Raw genomic sequence first — 18,602 nt, forward strand, 5'->3', positions numbered from 1 at the left:
CTGTAATCCAAGTTGTATTCGGCTATGAATGCATTGTAAAAAAGGCTTGTGAACTACGCATGAACACTTTCTAAAAAAAATTTAAGGTAATCTGTGATATGATAAATGGAACCATCGTACCGCAACTTAGCACCGCTGAAACAGAATATTACTTTGACATATCTATATCCCCGTATTGTATGCAGAGGAGGAATCCCCTATGACACAGCGAATGATTGCCATCAGCGATATTCACGGCGAGGTTGACCTGCTGAACCAACTGCTTGAACTAACCGAATATGATCCTGTACAAGATCAGCTTATTTTGCTGGGTGACTATGTAGATCGGGGCAGCGATGCCCGCGAAACATTGGAACGTGTAATGGAACTCGTAGATCAGGGTGCGGTTGCTCTGCTAGGCAATCACGAGGATCTGATGCTGACTGCGCTGACTAGCGGACGCGAATCTGACTGGAACCGCTGGTTGAAGGTAAACGGCGGACTGGCAACACTGCAAAGCTATGGCTTTACACGTGAGCAGCTGATTACGCTCTCTGGTGAAGATTTTCATTTGCCGGATCTGCATAATGAGGTACTGGATCGGCATCTGGCGTTTATCCGCACATTGCGGCTGTATTATGAGACACCGAATTATATTTGCGTGCATGCAGGTATTGAACCGGGCAAAACGCCGGAGGAATGTTCCCGACGCGAGTTGATCTGGATTCGCGAAGCGTTTCATAATGGATATGATGGCGACAAATTCGTTGTATTCGGTCATACGCCGACCTTTTATCTGTATCATGACAATAGCAATTTTGAGATTTATTACGGTGTGAATCGGATTATTGGCATCGACGGTGGCGCGGTATACGGCGGTCAACTCAATGCGCTTGATCTGACTACTGGAACAGCTTATTCTGTCCGCAAAGTACAGGCATAGTGTAGTGCCTATAATGCTTTGATCTGCGCGGTTCAACGAAACAGGCTGGTGGTAGTGCTATGATGCTTCGTGCTTCGGTATTGTTATGGTGCTTGCACTTGGTAGTAGCACTTATATTATTGATATAGACCTACAGCGCTGATCGTTTAAACCAGATTGTTATATACGCGCAGATCGAGCATCTATTCAAACGGTATATCTATCTGTATGATGGAGCGAATGCAAAGACTGAATTTGTACATATGTATCCTTTTCGTGACGAATTGCCGGAATATTTGTCATTAGGGGCTGAAGCTTTTACAATAGAGAATAAGACTGTTATATAACAACGATGACCAATGACCGGCAAACAAAGATCTGTTTCTGTTCTTCTGTTTGTTCCCGGTGAACCGACAAGGAGGCGCCATGAACGAAAGCACCGAGCGCAAATTGACCACCAATGTCCATTTCTTCGCCGCCGCCCTGTTTCAGGAACGCATCTACGCCTGGCAGCCCGGCTTTAGCGTGGAGCATGGCATTATCGAGCGAATCGGCAGTGATTATATAGCACTGAGAAATGAACTCGGAGACCTGACATTTTACCAGCGCAACCAGACGATCTTCGTCAACAAATGAATCTGTCGCCAACAGCACGATGGGGTGCTGACGGTTGGCGGATATTCTGTTTGTACATAATCAGAGTTCGCATCAGAGCACGAACAACAACGTTCAAGTACTAATTAATAACAGCCAACGTATTACTATAATCAGTTGAGTTATACACGAAATACCAATGCCAAAAAGCACCTGCGTAGCAGAATAACCTTCTGTAGGCAGGTGCTTTGATGTGCTTGTGCTTCTTATGTGCCGCAAACGCTATCCATATTGTAGCTCAGTCGCGCTCATTGCATGTTATACACTTAGTCCTCGCAAGGCTGAGCCAGTACTTCATCTTCCTCGCGTGTGCGGAACGATGAACCGCAGCCACACGTTGCGATCGCGTTCGGATTGTGGATCGTGAAGCCGCCGGACAGACCGGATTCTTCAAAATCGATCTCTACACCGTTCAGAAACTTCAGGTCTTCTTTATCGACAACCACTTTCATGTCCTGAATCGTCATATATATATCCTGTTCGGATTCCTCACTATCAAAGCCCATCGCATACGAAAATCCGCTGCATCCGCCAGCATTCACGCCTACGCGAACAAACAGGCCGGGAATGTCCTGGTCAGCCATGATTCCCTTCATGCGTGTTGCTGCTGCATCACTAATTGTAATCATCTGTATTCCCTCCTTTTCCCTTTTCATTATACTCCTCCACGCACAGGGTCTCAAGGCATATTCCTATATGAAAATACCTCATTTTTTAAGCAATTGTGTTGCCCGTGTCCCGGTAGAGGTTTATAATGATAAGTGAACGCTGACATGAAATGTCGAATTTTCGTCATAAACAATTCCCGTTTTAGCCCTATTTTTCGTTGTACCTTTTTTCACAAATATAGTCTTTTTCTGATGACTTCTTATGTATATTATTGTATATTGGATAATGGACAACATTTTACCTGTGGTTTCTCGCTGTCGAATACTGGTATGAATCACAGATAAATGATGACCGATAGACTTCTTCTATTATTCAATAGTGCCAAATTGGTGTAAGACAGGACAAGGGGAGTCTTACCGTATGATGACACCAGAGACAGAAGCGTCAAGGAGAACAGGAGGAATCTAGCATGTCCACCATTATTACACCGCATACGGATACTCGCATGGCGGAGATCATTCACAAAGTACGCACCGGTGAGCGTTTGACGCTCGAAGATGGCGTCTATTTATATGAAAGTGACGATATTTTGACCATCGGGCAGCTGGCGAACGAAGCCAACCAGCGCAAAAATGGCAATAAAGTCTACTTTATCGAAAATATGAGCCTGTACTTTACCAATGTGTGTGAAGCACATTGCGCATTCTGTAACTTCCGTAAGGATGAAGGCGAAGAAGGCTCGTACACACTGAGCGGTCAGGAAATGGTCGACTATGTGCAACAGCATATTCACCCTGGCATCCGTGAGTTCCATATTGTCGGCGGTCACAACAACAACGTACCGTTCCAATATTATGTAGACTCTCTCAAAGCATTAAACGAAGCGTTCCCAGACGTTACACTCAAAGCCTACACCGCAGCGGAGATCGACTTCTTCACTCGGATCAGCGGATTGAATGTACGCGAAGTACTGATCAAGCTGCGCGAAGCAGGTCTGCAATCATTGACCGGCGGTGGCGCGGAGATTCTGTCCGACGAATATCGCAAAAAAATGCGTGTCGACAAAGCGAATGTGGATCGTTATCTGGAAGTGCACCGCACCGCTCATGAACTCGGTATGCGTACGCACACTACGATGCTGTATGGTTCCATCGAGAGCTATGAAGATCGCGTGCAACATATGATTCATATCCGCGAGCTTCAGGACGAAACAAACGGATTCCAAGTATTCATTCCGTTGTCCATGCAGCCAAAAAGCAAAAATGCAAGCATTATGCGTCGTAACTCGGCGTATGAAGATCTCAAAACGATTGCGATCAGTCGTCTGATGCTGGACAATATCGACCATATCAAAGCTTATTTTATCAACATCGGGACACAGCTCACTCAGATGGCATTGGCGTTCGGCGCATCCGACGTACACGGCACTATTCTGAAAGAGCGCATCAGTCACGCAGCCGGCGCTCTAACACCGGAAGGGTTGACCCGTAAAGAGCTGGTATGGCTTGTAAAAGGTGCTGGACGCATTCCCGTCGAGCGCGATACGTTCTATAACGAAATCAAAGTGTACGACTGAGCAGATTAGACAGGATGGCGCGCGGCATAACCGTGCGCTTCATCCGCTATGATTCTCAAGCTTTCCATTTCAACACATACCGGGCTTTACTTTTGAGAACTGCATGCATACATGTGCGCTCATCGAGTAAAGCCCGTTTATACGCCTGCCGTCGTACATACCGCTGATGCCAGGCTACAATCGGCTTCACCCGGTCTCTTCTGTCCCCAATCATGCCGGATGATGCCTGTACACATCATAATCATTTCCATCTATATCATTGCTATCCGGGAATCTACTGCATTCCCTATCCATCACACTGCATATAAGGGAGAAGATACTATGAAAAACTTTGTCATTCTGGGTGGGGGTTACGGCGGCATCACGCTGCTGCACGAACTGCTGGATCAGAAAATACCGGCGGATACTCAGATCATTCTCGTAGACCGCATGCCATTTCAGGGACTGAAGACCGAATATTATGCACTGGCGGCAGGCACATCCTCCGATATGGAGCTACGTGTCAAATATCCAACCCATCCTAAGCTCAACATTCGTTATGGCGAAGTGACGGGCATTAATTTGGATGATAAAAGTATCCAATTTCAAGATAGCGAAGTCATTGCTTACGATCAACTCGTGATCGCACTCGGTTGTACCGACAATTTCCACGGTGTACCCGGTGCAGATGAATATACATGTACCATTCAAACGTTTGAAGCGACGAGAGAAACGTACCGTCGGATCAACAATCTGCCTCCACAATCGACGGTGAATATTGTCGGCGGTGGTCTGAGCGGAATCGAGATCGCTGCAGAAATTCGCGAAAGTCGTGAAGACCTGCATGTACGCATTCTGGATCGCGGTGAGCGTCTGCTCTCCTCTTCCCCGGCACGTATGTCCAAATATGTAGAAGCATGGTTCCGCGAGCATAATGTAGAGCTGCGCAACAAGATCAATATTAGCCGTGTCGAAGAAGATTGTGTCTACAATGGACCCGACGAGCGCATTGCCGCCGATATTACCGTCTGGACTGCCGGTATCCGTCCGGTGCCGCTGATCGACGAATTGAATGTCAATCAGGACAACTCCGGTCGCGTCATTCTAGATGATCTGTACCGCATCCCAGGTCGCCCAGAAGTATTCGTATGCGGCGATTGTGCATCCTTGCCATTCGCAGCTAGCGCGCAAGCAGCGGAGTCTCAGGCAGAGCAAATTGCCAATGTCGTCGTAGCTGGCTGGAAAGGCGAAACGCCAAAAGTACAACCGCTCAAGCTAAAAGGCACACTCGGCGCACTCGGCAAACATGCTGGCTTCGGTTCCGGCTTTGGCTTTGGTGGCAAAAGCTCTGTAACCGGTCGTGTACCGCGTCTGCTAAAAAGTGGCGTACTTTGGATGTCCAAGCATCATTTCGGCTAGATCCTACGCTGAAATAGCAATTGGATGAAAATACGCTGTGAAGTGTATCCTAACTAATTACAGAGACTCTTCTAACTAGTTACAGAGTATATTCTGACTTGCTACATCTTCGCTGGAAGCTGTGACAACGTATGGATATCCGATACAGCATGTTCTCATATCAAAAAAACCTTCTGCATCCGTTGAGTGAAGCGATTGCTTCCTCTTGGAGTGCAGAAGGTTTTTTATGTTAAATCCATCGTCCTCAATAGTATCATGCTTGGCAGAAATCGGTAACCTCAATCAATCGAGGTCCAAATTCGCCCATGCGTCAGCTTCGGCAATCTTTTCTTTGATTAGGGTATATAGGGAATCAGCATCGTCGGCTGATACAATTTCTCCATTTACGAGCGCGTACGGCATCGCATAACATTGTCCGCAGTTGCCCAGACAACCATATTCCACAACATCATAATCCGAGTGATTCTCCAGTTCTTTCAAGATTGCGTCCGTGCCATTATGCATATTGCTCTGACAAAATTCAATAATCGGTCTCATCATACGTAACACTCCAATCTGTATTGCGGTACATCTTTTTTATTCTAGCACGATGTGCTCGTTCTGTGCCGGATAATAAGGCGATTTTTAAAATAAATTTGAAATGAGTATAAAAATCAATGTTACAAATGCTGAAATTGGTTTACTTTTATATTATAATGTAGTTACGAAAGGAGTTGAACAATATGAGTGATAATAGCGTACAAACACAAATGTATGATGAAGTGCTTGAAGTGCTGGATAAATTGCGTCCGTTCCTGCAGCGCGATGGCGGTGACGTGGAATTGGTAGACGTTGAAGACGGTATCGTCAAACTGAAACTGATGGGTGCATGCGGTAGTTGCCCAAGCTCCACCATCACGCTGAAAGCCGGTATTGAGCGCGCCCTTTTCGAAGAAGTTGAAGGTGTAGAAGAGGTTGTACAGGTATTCTAATCTGTCTCCTGTTCATGCTTAATGTATAGGCGATTACCAGCCAAAAGAGACCTTTCCATTGCGAAAGGTCTCTTTTTTATATGCCATTTGATATGATTATTATTTACCAACATACGGACGAATGGGGTCTAGACCGCCGGAGATGTCCATAATATTACCAGTGATAAAATCAGAATTCTCTTCGCACAGGTACGAAATCACGCGAGCAATATCCTCGCCGCTGCCGGGGCGTCCACGCGGAGTTTCTCCGTCGCTCATGCCGAGTACATCCTGAATGCGCTTTTCTTTGTTATCGCCACGTATATCGCCTGGGCAGATCATATTCACGGTAATCCCGTTAGATGCTTCCTCAACTGCCAACGTTTTTGTAAACGAGACCAGCCCGACTTTGGCTGCTGCATATACTGCACGGTGCGGCCAAGAACGCGACTCGGCAGCGTGACCGAAGCCAAAGTGGATAATACGTCCCCATTTGCGCTCCCGCATACTAGCCAGCACTCTATGATCCAGCAGCATGGTGCCGATCAGATTGCCCTGTAGCAGCTCCATAATCTCAGAGCGCTGATAGTCGGCAAATAAACGTCGTTCACGGATAAACGGCCCTGCATTGTTCACCAGAATATCCACATTGCCCAGTTGTCGCTCTACCTCGTCGATCAGCCGGTCGATATCTTCTTCCTGCGATACATTCGCCTGCACTGCAATACAGCGCACACCCATATGTTCAATCTGCCGCTGAAGCTGCTCCGCCTCATGCCGGCTGTGTACGTAATTCAATGCAATATCATGACCCTGGCTCGCTAATGTGAGCGCCGTCATTTTACCAAGACCTTTGGCACTTCCGGTAATTAGGGCGGTTTTACGTTCCAATCGTGTGCCTCCTTCGATCCATCCTGCTTGCGTTTCCTTTTCAGTGTACCGATTTATTTGCCATCATGTCAAAATAAGCACCAAATCTATGCCCATATTCTGATCATGCAGCATCCTCAAGCAGGTTAGCTATCAAATCCTTACCCGTGCCGCTATCGGTTTGAAACCGCACAATATTTGCAGTACATTAGAACAAGAGACATCCAAAGCTGCGGATAGCCCTACACAGACACACGATGAAAGGAGTACGACGATGAGTTCAGCCAAAGTCAAGACGAATGCGATGCGCATTCTGGACAAAGAACATATCCTCTACCATGTACACGAATATGATCCCGAAGATGGTCAAATACACGGCAATGCCGTAGCCGAAAGAATCGGCAAACCCGCCGAAGTCGTACATAAAACGCTCGTTACTCGCAGCAAGCATAGTCTCCATATCTTCGTCATTCCCGTTGCCGAAGAACTCGATCTAAAAAAGGCAGCTCGCGCCGCAGGCGAGAAAAAGCTGGATATGCTGCCTGTAAAAGAACTGCTTGCTCACACCGGCTACATTCGCGGTGGCTGCTCGCCAGTTGGTATGAAAAAGCTATATCCTACCTTTATCGATCATCGTGCACAGACACTGGAAATGATCATCGTGAGCGCTGGCAAGATCGGTATGCAAGTGGAACTTGCTCCACAGCAATTGGCAGATGTGGTCAAAGCCCATTTTGCCGAAGTTTGTATGTGATTATATGAATATAGGGAAAAAAGCATTCTGTCTGCAGCAGATAGAATGCTTTTTTGATTATCAAAACAGGTTACCAAAAACGATATTGGTATATCTTGCGATTCGTCCTCAACAACAAAAAGGCACGTTATCTCTACTACGATAACGTGCCTCCTGTATCCATGATTCACTTTTCAGGTGATACTTAGGATCTGATTCGATCAGATATACATTAGAACTTAAAATGCAGGGATAACTGCACCTTTGTACTGTTCTTCAATGAATTTCTTCGTATCGTCGGAAGTCAGTGCTTTTGCCAGCTTTTGGATCGCTTCGGAATCTTTGTTGTCCGCACGAGATACCAGGTAGTTGGCATATGGAGCGCTACTGTCTTCTACGATCAGCGCGGATTTAGGATCGATCTTCGCTTCCAGTACATAGTTCATGTTAATCATCGCCAGATCGACTTGATCCAGTTGACGCGTCAGCATCGCTGCATCCAGCTCTTTGAATTGCAGGTTTTTCGGGTTGGATGTGATGTCTTTGGTAGTCGAAGTGATGTTTGTTTTGTCTTTCAGTTCGATCAGACCATTGTTAGCCAGCAGGATCAGTGCGCGCGCACCGTTGGATACTTCGTTCGGGATTGCGATCGTTGCACCGTCAGGCAGTTGGTCGATAGAAGTGTACTTTTTGGAATATCCACCGAAAGGCTCGATGTGTACGCCCTGTACAGTTACCAGATCCATACCGCGGGATTTGTTTTGCTCATCCAGGTAGGGCTTGGTTTGGAAATAGTTTGCATCCAGTTTACCGTCGTTCAGCTGTACGTTCGGTTGGATGTAATCAGTAAATTCAACAACGTCCAGGTTTACGCCTTCCGCTTCCAATGTTGGTTTCAGATGGTTCAGAATTTCAGCATGTGGTACAGCTGTTGCGCCAACGCGCAGTGTGACTGGCTCGCTAGAGCTACCGGAAGTACCAGATTGTGCGGATTCATTACTAGTGCTGGAAGAACTGTTACCGCAAGCGGCAACAACCGCGATCAGCATAACGCTAAGAAGTGCAAGCAACCATTTTTTCATGTTCATGTTCCCCTTTTTCTAATGTGTATTGGTATGATAAAAGTGTCATAAACGCATTATACCTACCTGATAACTCGATTATCGGCGTGAAAAATGAATCACCAGGCGATCGCCCAGCATTTGTAGCGCTTGTACGATCACAACCATCAGCACAACCGCAACGAGCATGACGCCCATATCATAACGGTAGTATCCGTAGTTGATTGCCAGCGTACCCAGTCCGCCTGCACCGATCATACCTGCCATTGCTGTATTCGATACGAGTGCAACGACCGTTACCGTCAGACCAGCAAGCAGTCCCGGCATCGCTTCGCGCAGCAATACTTTGCCTACAACCTGTCCGGTTGATGCCCCCATTGCATAAGCGGCTTCGATTACACCACGATCTACTTCACGCAGTGCAGTCTCTACCAGCCTTGCAAAAAACGGCGCAGCCGCAATGACGAGCGGCGGGATCGTTCCTTTGACACCAAGTGTAGTACCGACAATCAGATCCGTGACCGGCAACAATGCCACGATCAGGATAATAAATGGTACTGAACGCAAAATGTTCACGATAACTGACAATACCGTATACAAGCCGCGTAAAAAGCCAGATGTAGAACGAGCAGTCATAAACAGCAACACGCCCAGCGGTAAACCGATTAGCAAGGTAAACAGTCCAGATGCTCCAACCATCTCCAGCGTCTCAATCGTCGCCGTACCGAATTCGCCCCAGTCAATCTGTGAAAAGTCCAGTTCGCCAAAGTTGCTCACGATTCTATCACCTCCACATTCAGACCTTCGGCTTTCAGCATATCCAGCGTCCGCTGAACCGCAGCCGGTTCGCCATCAAAACGTACGACCAGTTGTCCGTACGGTACACTTTTGAGCGTTCCGATCGTCCCCTGCAAAATAGCAAAGTCTACACCAGTCTCACGTACCGCGCGCGATAAAATCGACTCGTACGTCTTCTCGCCAAGGAAGGATACTTTGACAGCCTTCGAAGATGCACTATGCGGACCTGCTAACACGGCATCCAGCAAGGAGCCTTCACTAGATTCACGAGTAATAAAGTCGCGTGTAACTACATGTTTCGGCTTCAGAAATACTTCTGCTACCGGACCTTGCTCGACAATGCCACCCTGATGAATGACTGCGACGCGATCACAGATCGTCTGGATTACGTTCATTTCATGCGTGATCAACACAATCGTCAGATTGAAGCGCTGGTTAATGTCCAGCAGCAGATTGAGGATCGATTGGGTCGTCTGCGGATCAAGCGCTGATGTCGCTTCATCGCACAGCAGCACATCTGGATCGCTTGCTAGTGCACGAGCGATGCCGACACGCTGCTTTTGTCCACCAGACAGCTGCGCGGGATACTTGCGCGCGTGTGCTTCCAGACCGACCAGATTTAGCAATTCCTGCACGCGGGAGCGAATTTTGGCTTCCGGCGTTTTGACCAGACGCAACGGGAAAGCGATATTATCATACACCGTTGCTGAGGACAGCAGATTGAAATGCTGAAAGATCATGCCGATTTTGCGGCGACGGGTTTGCAATGCCCGTTTACCAAGCCTGGTCATATCTACATCATCGATCCAGACATGCCCGGAAGTCGGACGCTCCAACAAATTGATACATCGGATGAGCGTACTTTTGCCTGCACCGGAATGACCGATCACACCGAAAATTTCACCTTTTTCAATCGACATGTTCAGGTTGTCCAGTGCTGGACTCAGGTTCTTGCCTTTTCCATATACTTTGGTTAAGTTCTCAAGACGGATCAAACGTAAGGTCCTCCTCCCTGTTGTCAATCATGTTGCGATTTCGTTCGTATCTATTTTCAACCGGTTCTTTTTTATACACAAAAAGAGCCCATTTCCTGCAGAAAAGGGCTCTCTATCCGTAAGATATTGCCTTCTCATCTGCCAAAATCACAGACTGTGCATATGCTGTACAGCTGTCATCTTGTAGGATTTAGCACCATGTCATTTTGCAAAGGCTCATGCCATTCACAAAATCGGTTGCCGGGCTTCATCGGGCCAGTCCCTCCACCACTCTCGATAAGAAAATATGAAAACATCGAATGAAAATCTTTACTCAGTATAGTGAACTTCACAGTCTTTGTAAAGTGCAAAATGGGCTTTTTTCACCTATTTCAGCAAATATTCATATTGGTAGAAAGTTCCGCCATTTCCCGTTCACATCCAGTTGGATTGGAAATTAAAATACGTAAAACGGCATATACTGCTGGAACGTGATCGTTGCCATTGCCTACAAAAACAGCTGACAAACACGAAATATCCGTGCTGTCAGCTGTACGTGGCTCGTGGCTCGTGGCAATTATACTGTAATCATTATCGTGGCGCAGGTACGCCTTTGTCGCCTGGTGTTTCTTTGTTCCATGCGTCCGGTGCGATTTCGCCGCGTGGTCCACGGCTTAATTGCCACGTACGCAAACTCATGTAACATAGAATCCCAAATAAGAACTGAATGAGCAATGTATGTGTCATCGTAGCGAAGAAATAAATTTCCGGCACACTCATCGTAAAGATGTTCACTGCACCGCTCACAAATTGCAGCAAAATGAACAGAACGGCGATCAGACCCATTTTGCGGATACCCGGATTGTTCGGATGATACCGGTAAGCGTAATGACCGAGAATCGCAATGACGATCACCAACGCGACCGCTGCCACACGATGCAGGAAGGCAACAGCTACACCGCCAGACAATTCCGGCACAATCGCTCCATTACAGAGCGGGAAGCCCGAACAGCCACCGCGTGAATCGGTATGTGTAACGAACGCTCCAGTATACACGACGATATACGTGAAGATTGTTGCAAACCAAGTCAGGTTACGGAAGCCTTTGCTGACAGGTGGCTGATTGGACAGATCATGCGTCCGCTGACGTATATGGAGCCGCCGTGCAGTGAACGCCATCAGCATGGAGCTAGAGAAGGCGATCATCGAGAACCCAAAGTGCAATGCCATAACAGCCGAAGATTGTGAAAATACAACTGCCAGTGCGCCCATAATCGCCTGCAATACGACGAAAATAAAGGTCAGCAACGCATACAGTCGCAATTCCCGATTTTTGTTAAAAAACATAAATCCGATAAACGAGAACAATGCGGTCAAACCGGCAAATCCGCTTACTGCCCGATGCGTGTACTCAATAAATGAAGAGATCGTATAGGCGGGAATAAATTTGCCATGACAAAGCGGCCATTGAGCGCCGCATCCCATCCCGGAGCCGGTCTTCGTAACGACTAGACCGCCCATGGTAGCCAAGAACATGGCGAGACAGGTTATATAGCTCAACCATTTTAACTGTTGAATCGTGATCAGTGGCTTGCGTGCCATAATAAGAATCACCCGCTGTTTAGTTAATAGTGACGTTCATGTGAAGTCCTCTTTTATTATAACGAAAGGACAGCCTGTGATACCGCAGGCTTTGTGACAAAAAACGATCAATCTTGCCTACATATCCAACAAAAACAGCCTGCCCCGCATCAGATCGGAACAGGCTGTTGACTTGCAATTGTTATTCAGCAGTTTGTGCATTCAGTGTATGGTACACCTCAACCGCACGATCCAGAAACTGCTCAATTTCTTGACGGGATTTGCGTGCTTTGTTCACAAAACGGATCAATTCTTTGCCGTTTGCATACGCAACAAAGCTTGGGATGCCGAGAATATTTTGCTCCTGACTCACGTCGCCCACACCGTCTACATCGACTTCTACCAGTGTCAGACGATCCGCATAGTTAGACTCTACCTCTGGCATAAATGGATCGATAAATTTGCAGTCTCCACACCAGTCGGCTTTGAACACGGCAACCGTCAGTTCTGGTGAAGCAATAGCTGTATGGAAGCTTTCGCTTGTATTAATGATTTGCATCACATATTCCTCCTTTTGAAACATAGTATGACTTTGTATCTACCACCTAAGAGATTGTAGATACGTGCTGCGGACGATCAGCGATCCTGTCCAATGCAGCAATGTTTACCAAAAATCAAATCAAGATGCTCTGCCGCGCTGCAATCTCATGAGCGGACTGAGCAATTTGCGTAATGGTCCCGGATACGTGGATAATTCCTCGGCTCGTACCACACGCAGCACAACAAGTGAAACAGGATAAATAATCAGCGTTGCTATTCCTACCATACAACAACCAATGAAAAATGCAACCCTGTGGTTCATATATGCTGTCAGCGCAATGCCCGCCTGATTGAGTAGCAGACCGACTACTGTCAAAATCATCACCGTCAGAATAAAGCCAATCCAGCGATTACCAAGCACAGAGAATGGCACTACCTGACGCAGCGAACGCAAATTAAGTACAGTGATCAGGATAAAGCACAATCCGGTCGCTGCGATGATACCGTAGATGCCTAGTAGCGGCGCCAGCGCCACGCTCATGATCAATTTTAATACGATACCAGCAAGCACATGGAACATAGACAGATTGACTTTATTGATCCCGATCAGCATGGAGTTGGTCGTCATCATCGTAATCTGGAAAATCGTGCCTAGTGTGAGCAGCGCGATAATACCTGCTCCTTCGGTATTCGTAAACAGCAAGCCGTTAATCGAGTACGCTGCCGTCGTCAGCATCAATACGATCGGAATACCGGTCAATACCGATATACGCAGCGCTAGTGAAATCTGACGTTTAAGATTATCCTCTTCCCGGCGCGCATAAGCTGCCGAGATGATCGGAATGAGCGATGTACTGAGTGCAATTGCTAGAATCGGCGGAATACCGGCAATGCTTTGTGCACGCGTACCGAGAATACCGAGTGCAGCAGTTGCTGCCGCATCGCCGATATGACCGACTAACAGCGGCTTAATCAGCGTACCATCAATAAAGTTTACCGCTGGAATCGTCAGCGACGAGATAACAATCGGAATCGACAATTTGAAAATATCACTATAAATTTGACGCAGTGGAATTACTGTTTCCGATTGCAGCGATGTTGCATGGATTCGATTCGCTGCATCCTGACGACGCAATTTCAAAGTATAGTACAGCATAACGGCAAATGCCCCGATACTCCCCAGCACACTACCAAACGATGCTCCGGCTGCAACTTCAATATCGCCGTAACCAATCCGTAGCAACGTATATGCGAGCAAAATGGCAGTCAACACACGCGCAAACTGCTCAATAATTTGCGAGATACCTCCGGCAGACATCATATTGCGTCCTTGAAAATACCCGCGCATCATCGCAATTGCCGGGAATAGCAGCAGAGATGGCGCGATTGCCTGCAATGCCAGTGCCGCAGACGGTTCTTTTGCCATTTGTGCGTAATACGGTGCCCCTATGTACATCAGCAGCGTCATCACCACACCGGCTGCTCCCGCGAATAACAGCGCCGCATAATAAATGCGCTGTGCTTCATGTGGACGTCCGAGTGCATAGCGTTCGGATACCATTTTGCTGAGCGTACTTGGAATACCGGCTGTGGCAACCGCCAATAGCATTAAATACACATTATTCGCTAGTGTAAACGAAGCATCCCCGGTAAACCCGAGCATATGCTCCAGCGGCACGCGCTGTACCAGACCGAGCACGCGCGCAACGAGTGCAGCGGCTGCCAGAATGATCGTGCCTTTAATAAATGATTCGCCTTTGGACAAAATAATTCCCCTTCTCTCAGTGCCATATTGCAAACTAGCAGACAATATAAAAACCGGAAGGCTGATTCGCCTCCCGGTCGTCGTTTTACGTCAGCATTACTATTATAGACACGCATCGCCCCGCTTCGCAATGCGACAAAACAAACGAAATCGTCAGTTAGCCACAATCCAGATGATCCAGACACCGATCATCGCCAGTTGCAAAATAATCTTTACAACGGCGCTGGCGAATAGTCCAAGCACGGTTCCCCAGCCGACGCGCAGTGCATTTTGCCAATCGCGTCCCTGAATGAGTTCCGCCGATACCGCACCGATCAATGGACCGAGAATCAGACCGAATGCCGGAATGACAAACGGACCAATCACCATACCGACAATCGATAGTATGACCGCTAATCGTGAACCGCCGAATTTCTTCGTTCCATAGGCACCGACCAAATAATCAGCAACGAGCAGTACAACTACGATCACTGTTTCAATGATCCAGAACAATGGTCCAAATTCATAAAAGGTAAAAAACCAGCCGTACACGAAAAAGGCAAAATAAATCGCTACAACCGAAGGTAGGATCGGATAAATCGTACCCAGCATCCCGACAATAAACAGGGCTATTACAAGCACCCAGCCGATAATCTCCATCGTCATATCTAGTCTCTCCTCATTGTGATGTCCGGTAAGCGGACAATCGAAATCGATGTGTATTGCTAGGAAGTCTTCTACATGACTCCATACGTTTGTATACCTGTATACTGTGCAAATGACACATTCGTTTCAAAAACATGTGGAGTCGGCTAGCTACATGTGTAGATGGTTCTGCCTAAGCAGCCTGTTGCCTTACACGAGAATATGGTCGCGGATTACTTCTACAATGCCGTCGTCATTGTTGCTGGCGACGACCAGATCGGCTTCTTCTTTGACCGTATCCTGTGCATTGCCCATCGCTACGCCAAGACCGACCGCTTGGATCACCGCTAGATCGTTCAGACTGTCACCGACGGCAACTACCTCGGACATGTCGATATTCAGCAGCTTGCACACTTCAGCGATACCGGTTGCTTTGTTAATGCCGAGTGGATTGATCTCCAGATTGTAAGGCGACGAATTGGAAATTTCCAGTCCGCCCATATTTTGCAGCGTCATCAGAATATCATGACGCAGTTCGTCATTTGGTGTGTTATAGCCAAACTTGAGCCATTCCACCTGTTCCAGCGGCTGATCTTCGTTCAGCCAGTTATCTCGATTGTATAGACGTTCAACAGAATATGCCCAGAACCAAACGTCTTTGTCGATAGCAAGCTGGTGCATTTTACGGATATTGTCCGGGTCGAGCAACGTACGACGATGCAGCTCGCGTGGGGACTTCCATACTTCGCTGCCGTTCACAGTGACCATCGGTGTTTCCAGGCCAAGCTCTTGTCCGTATGGCAATGCGCTGGAAGCAGCACGACCGGTGGACAGGCAGACATGGATGCCAGCGTCCATCGCTTTGTGAATCCATTTGCTTGTTTCGAGACTGATCTCGTGGTTATCATTGAGCAGGGTGCCGTCCATGTCGAGGGCTAGTAGTTTGTATTTAGGGGTTGTCATTGGTGGAGCCTCCAGTTGAAATTTAGTCTGTTGGGAAGTGTAGGTGATGCTTGCGGTTTGATGCTTTATCCACTGCGGAAAAGAATAAGGGAACGTAATCTTCTGATTAGGAGAGAATGAAGATTCCCGCCCCTCCAAAGAGGTAAGATATTTTGCTTCCGCAAAAATCACTTTTCATTGAACCACGTGTTTGAAATTCGCAAACACTATAAATCGTCCTTGTCCCTTATTCCTTCCCTCCGTTCCGTGCATATTGTTACTCTCACTTCTCACTTCTTACTTCTTACTTCTTACTTCTTACTTCTTACTTCTTACTTCTTACTTCTCACAATTATAGCGATGTAGGCATAAAGGTATTCAAAACTGGATGCAATATATAACAGTAATGGAATGGTTGAGCATTTGGGGACTGATAGTACATGTACAGTTTTGTAAGGTGGTCTATATTCGCAATCTCAGTAACTTCATATCAAGATAAGTGTAGCATACTCTGATTGGTGCTCTCAAAATTTTTTGTAAAATGTAAATGAAGTTTTCGTAAGATTTTTCTTTTGACTCATTTGTTCCTATGCTTATTCGCTAATGTGGAATGAGAGCATGGTTGGGGTGATGGACAATTGGCAATTTGCTAGTTCACAATCAATTTCAACAATCAGTAAAAAGGTACAGTGCGTATGGCACTGTACCTTTTATGTTAGCTGATGTTCTGGTTGTGTATTGGTATGAATTGGACATGTAGTTGGAATAGCGAATGAACGTATATACATGGTGCTCTATGCCACTTGTTTGCTTGCATTTTACGCTGTTCCCGATTACTTGGCTGGGATGGCGCGGGTTTGGCGCCATTTGCGTAGAAGGATGCCGTGGCGGGGGGAAAGTAGGAACGTGATGATGAACAGGATACCTGCTGTGGTGACGATGCTGCCGCCGATGGAGGCGTTTAAGATGTAAGCGGCGGCGTAGCCTAGAATGGAACTGGCGACGCCGACGGCTACGCTGGACAGCAGCATCATGTGCAGACGGTCGGTCAGCAGGTAGGCGGTAGCTGCCGGGATGACGAGCATGCCGACGACGAGGATTGCGCCTACGCTTTCGAAGGATGCTACTGATGTCATAGACACCATACCCATGAGCAGGTAGTGGAACAACAGTACCGGAATGCCGCAGGCTGCGGCGAGTGCCGGGTCAAAGGCAGTTAGTTTGAATTGTTTATAACATAGTGTTAGTAGTGTTACGACGACGAGCAAGGTGAAGCCTAGCATCCACACAGAACGCGGTCCCATGTCTATGCCGTTGAATGCCCACGTATCCCATTGCACATAGGCGATCTCGCCGAATAGGACGCAATCGAGATCCAGATCAATATTGCGTGCGTTCAGACTTACAACGATGACGCCGATCGCGAACAGCGCGGTGAAAATAATGCCGATAGACGCATCTGACTGTACGCCGGAGCTTTGTAGCCATTGAATGAGGAAGACCGCCAGCAGTCCGAGCGCTGTGGCACCGATCATCATTGCGAGCGAATCGCGTCCGCCACTAAATAGAAAAGCAATGGCGATGCCCGGCAACACAGCATGGCTGATGGCGTCGCCGATCAGTGCCATTTTGCGCAAAATGAGAAAGCACCCGAGCAATCCGCAGCTTGCCGACATTAGAATCGCTGTCGTAATAATCCAAAAATCACTGCTCATGCGTCGCCCCTCCGTTTCGCTGCCATTGTTGTCGATTGCGTCGATGCTGCCACATGCGTGCCAGCCAGCCGCGGCGCGGTGATGCCAATGCCGATATAGCAAAAATCAATGTTGCCGCCAATACGGTTACTGGTCCGGTCGGTAGCTGTGATACCATGCCACTCCATAACGTACCTACCATTCCGCTGACAGCACCGAATATGCCCGCTAGTATGAGCATGATGTGCAAGCGATCTGTCCAATAGCGTGCCGCAACCGCTGGCGTAATCAGCAGCGCCGACATCAGCACAACGCCAACCGCCTGAATACCGGATACGACCACTACGACCGTTAATAGCAAGATCAATTGCTCCAGCCAGACCACCCGCCAGCCCAAGCCACGGGCAAAATCACGATCAAAGCTGATCAGCTTGAACTGTTTGAAGAGCAAGCCGCACAGCACGAGTAGAACGACGCTAATTCCTGCCAGCAAATACAAATCTTCACGCATCATCGACGCCGCTTGACCGAACAGAAATTTGTCCAGCCCGCTTTGCCCACCATCTCCACTATGTTGAATCCGGGTCAACAATAGCACACCGATGCCAAAAAAGAGCGACAACACAATGCCCAGTGCCGCATCTTGCTTGATGCGTGAATAGGTCGTAATCCAGCGTATACCGAAAGTAGCAATTACCCCGGCAATCAATGCTCCGATAAAAAAGCCAAGCGCCGATTTCACCCCGGTCAGCATAAAAGCGATACAGATGCCCGGCAATGCCGCATGGGCGAGCGCATCGCCGATCAGGCTACGCTTTTGCAAGACCATGTAGCAGCCGATCACGCCGCTGCTTAATCCGAGTAACATGCAGCCTGCAATAATCCAGCGCACATTCGGATCGCCAAGCATGTATATGAGCAGTTCCATTCTG

At 47.6% G+C, this 18,602-nt stretch carries 19 protein-coding genes and 1 riboswitch; of the genes, 6 read left to right on the top strand and 13 right to left on the bottom strand.

Annotated features, from left to right (window positions below):
- The first annotated feature begins 199 nt into the window (after positions 1-199).
- Together ACE3MZ_RS18895 and ACE3MZ_RS18900 are read left to right on the top strand one after the other, a co-directional pair.
- Complete coding sequence (locus tag ACE3MZ_RS18895) at positions 200-922, top strand: metallophosphoesterase family protein (RefSeq protein ID WP_411343659.1); 723 nt, start codon at positions 200-202, stop codon at positions 920-922.
- A gap of 405 nt (positions 923-1,327) precedes the next feature.
- Positions 1,328-1,537 carry a hypothetical protein gene (locus ACE3MZ_RS18900; protein WP_411343660.1) on the top strand — a complete coding sequence of 70 codons (210 nt, stop codon included), beginning with the start codon at positions 1,328-1,330 and terminating at the stop codon, positions 1,535-1,537.
- 284 nt (positions 1,538-1,821) lie between these two features.
- On the opposite strand, the gene ACE3MZ_RS18905 is transcribed toward ACE3MZ_RS18900, so the two are convergent.
- Positions 1,822-2,184 (bottom strand): HesB/IscA family protein, encoded by a 363-nt coding sequence (locus ACE3MZ_RS18905; RefSeq protein ID WP_411343661.1) that lies wholly within the window; start codon positions 2,182-2,184, stop codon positions 1,822-1,824.
- A gap of 449 nt (positions 2,185-2,633) precedes the next feature.
- Between ACE3MZ_RS18905 and mqnE the strand changes: the two genes are divergently transcribed.
- Together mqnE and ACE3MZ_RS18915 are read left to right on the top strand one after the other, a co-directional pair.
- Positions 2,634-3,740 (top strand): aminofutalosine synthase MqnE, encoded by a 1,107-nt coding sequence (gene mqnE / locus ACE3MZ_RS18910; RefSeq protein WP_411343662.1) that lies wholly within the window; start codon positions 2,634-2,636, stop codon positions 3,738-3,740.
- A 321-nt stretch (positions 3,741-4,061) separates the two neighbouring features.
- Positions 4,062-5,138: an NAD(P)/FAD-dependent oxidoreductase gene (locus ACE3MZ_RS18915; protein ID WP_411343663.1), complete on the top strand. Its 1,077-nt coding sequence runs from the start codon at positions 4,062-4,064 to the stop codon at positions 5,136-5,138.
- Between the two features lie 282 nt (positions 5,139-5,420).
- Here ACE3MZ_RS18915 and ACE3MZ_RS18920 read toward each other — a convergent pair whose 3' ends face one another.
- A complete protein-coding gene (locus tag ACE3MZ_RS18920) occupies positions 5,421-5,678 on the bottom strand; it encodes a YuzB family protein (protein WP_411343664.1) in 258 nt (85 codons plus the stop codon).
- A gap of 182 nt (positions 5,679-5,860) precedes the next feature.
- Between ACE3MZ_RS18920 and ACE3MZ_RS18925 the strand changes: the two genes are divergently transcribed.
- Positions 5,861-6,109 carry a NifU family protein gene (locus tag ACE3MZ_RS18925; protein ID WP_367063181.1) on the top strand — a complete coding sequence of 83 codons (249 nt, stop codon included), beginning with the start codon at positions 5,861-5,863 and terminating at the stop codon, positions 6,107-6,109.
- Between the two features lie 99 nt (positions 6,110-6,208).
- On the opposite strand, the gene ACE3MZ_RS18930 is transcribed toward ACE3MZ_RS18925, so the two are convergent.
- On the bottom strand, positions 6,209-6,979 hold the full coding sequence (locus ACE3MZ_RS18930) for an SDR family oxidoreductase (protein ID WP_411343665.1): 771 nt from the start codon (positions 6,977-6,979) through the stop codon (positions 6,209-6,211).
- Between the two features lie 253 nt (positions 6,980-7,232).
- Here ACE3MZ_RS18930 and ybaK point away from each other — a divergent pair, with 253 nt between their 5' ends.
- Positions 7,233-7,712 carry a Cys-tRNA(Pro) deacylase gene (gene ybaK / locus ACE3MZ_RS18935; protein WP_411343666.1) on the top strand — a complete coding sequence of 160 codons (480 nt, stop codon included), beginning with the start codon at positions 7,233-7,235 and terminating at the stop codon, positions 7,710-7,712.
- Positions 7,713-7,930: 218 nt separating this feature from the next.
- Here the strand turns inward: ybaK and ACE3MZ_RS18940 are convergent, their stop codons facing one another.
- The 10 genes from ACE3MZ_RS18940 to ACE3MZ_RS18985 all read right to left on the bottom strand — a co-directional run bounded on the left by ACE3MZ_RS18940 (position 7,931) and on the right by ACE3MZ_RS18985 (position 18,598).
- A complete protein-coding gene (locus ACE3MZ_RS18940) occupies positions 7,931-8,773 on the bottom strand; it encodes a MetQ/NlpA family ABC transporter substrate-binding protein (RefSeq protein WP_411343667.1) in 843 nt (280 codons plus the stop codon).
- Between the two features lie 78 nt (positions 8,774-8,851).
- Positions 8,852-9,451 (bottom strand): methionine ABC transporter permease, encoded by a 600-nt coding sequence (locus ACE3MZ_RS18945; protein ID WP_411346848.1) that lies wholly within the window; start codon positions 9,449-9,451, stop codon positions 8,852-8,854.
- Between the two features lie 74 nt (positions 9,452-9,525).
- Entirely contained in the window at positions 9,526-10,545 is a 1,020-nt protein-coding gene (locus ACE3MZ_RS18950) for a methionine ABC transporter ATP-binding protein (protein WP_411343668.1), read from the bottom strand.
- 131 nt (positions 10,546-10,676) lie between these two features.
- Positions 10,677-10,828, bottom strand: a riboswitch (SAM riboswitch).
- Between the two features lie 287 nt (positions 10,829-11,115).
- Positions 11,116-12,126, bottom strand: coding sequence for a COX15/CtaA family protein (locus ACE3MZ_RS18955; protein ID WP_411343669.1), 1,011 nt, complete (start codon positions 12,124-12,126; stop codon positions 11,116-11,118).
- A 181-nt stretch (positions 12,127-12,307) separates the two neighbouring features.
- On the bottom strand, positions 12,308-12,664 hold the full coding sequence (locus ACE3MZ_RS18960) for a thioredoxin family protein (RefSeq protein ID WP_411343670.1): 357 nt from the start codon (positions 12,662-12,664) through the stop codon (positions 12,308-12,310).
- A gap of 120 nt (positions 12,665-12,784) precedes the next feature.
- Positions 12,785-14,410 carry an oligosaccharide flippase family protein gene (locus tag ACE3MZ_RS18965; protein ID WP_411343671.1) on the bottom strand — a complete coding sequence of 542 codons (1,626 nt, stop codon included), beginning with the start codon at positions 14,408-14,410 and terminating at the stop codon, positions 12,785-12,787.
- A 153-nt stretch (positions 14,411-14,563) separates the two neighbouring features.
- Positions 14,564-15,049: a DUF456 domain-containing protein gene (locus ACE3MZ_RS18970; protein ID WP_411346849.1), complete on the bottom strand. Its 486-nt coding sequence runs from the start codon at positions 15,047-15,049 to the stop codon at positions 14,564-14,566.
- A gap of 195 nt (positions 15,050-15,244) precedes the next feature.
- On the bottom strand, positions 15,245-15,997 hold the full coding sequence (locus ACE3MZ_RS18975; protein WP_411343672.1) for a Cof-type HAD-IIB family hydrolase: 753 nt from the start codon (positions 15,995-15,997) through the stop codon (positions 15,245-15,247).
- 812 nt (positions 15,998-16,809) lie between these two features.
- Positions 16,810-17,691 (bottom strand): metal ABC transporter permease, encoded by an 882-nt coding sequence (locus ACE3MZ_RS18980; RefSeq protein WP_411343673.1) that lies wholly within the window; start codon positions 17,689-17,691, stop codon positions 16,810-16,812.
- A complete protein-coding gene (locus ACE3MZ_RS18985; protein WP_411343674.1) occupies positions 17,681-18,598 on the bottom strand; it encodes a metal ABC transporter permease in 918 nt (305 codons plus the stop codon). Before ACE3MZ_RS18985 ends, ACE3MZ_RS18980 begins: the two co-directional genes overlap by 11 nt.
- Positions 18,599-18,602: the final 4 nt, after the last annotated feature.

Origin of the sequence: Paenibacillus sp. WLX1005 (assembly GCF_046603685.1) — a bacterium.
Taxonomy (GTDB): domain Bacteria; phylum Bacillota; class Bacilli; order Paenibacillales; family Paenibacillaceae; genus Saccharibacillus.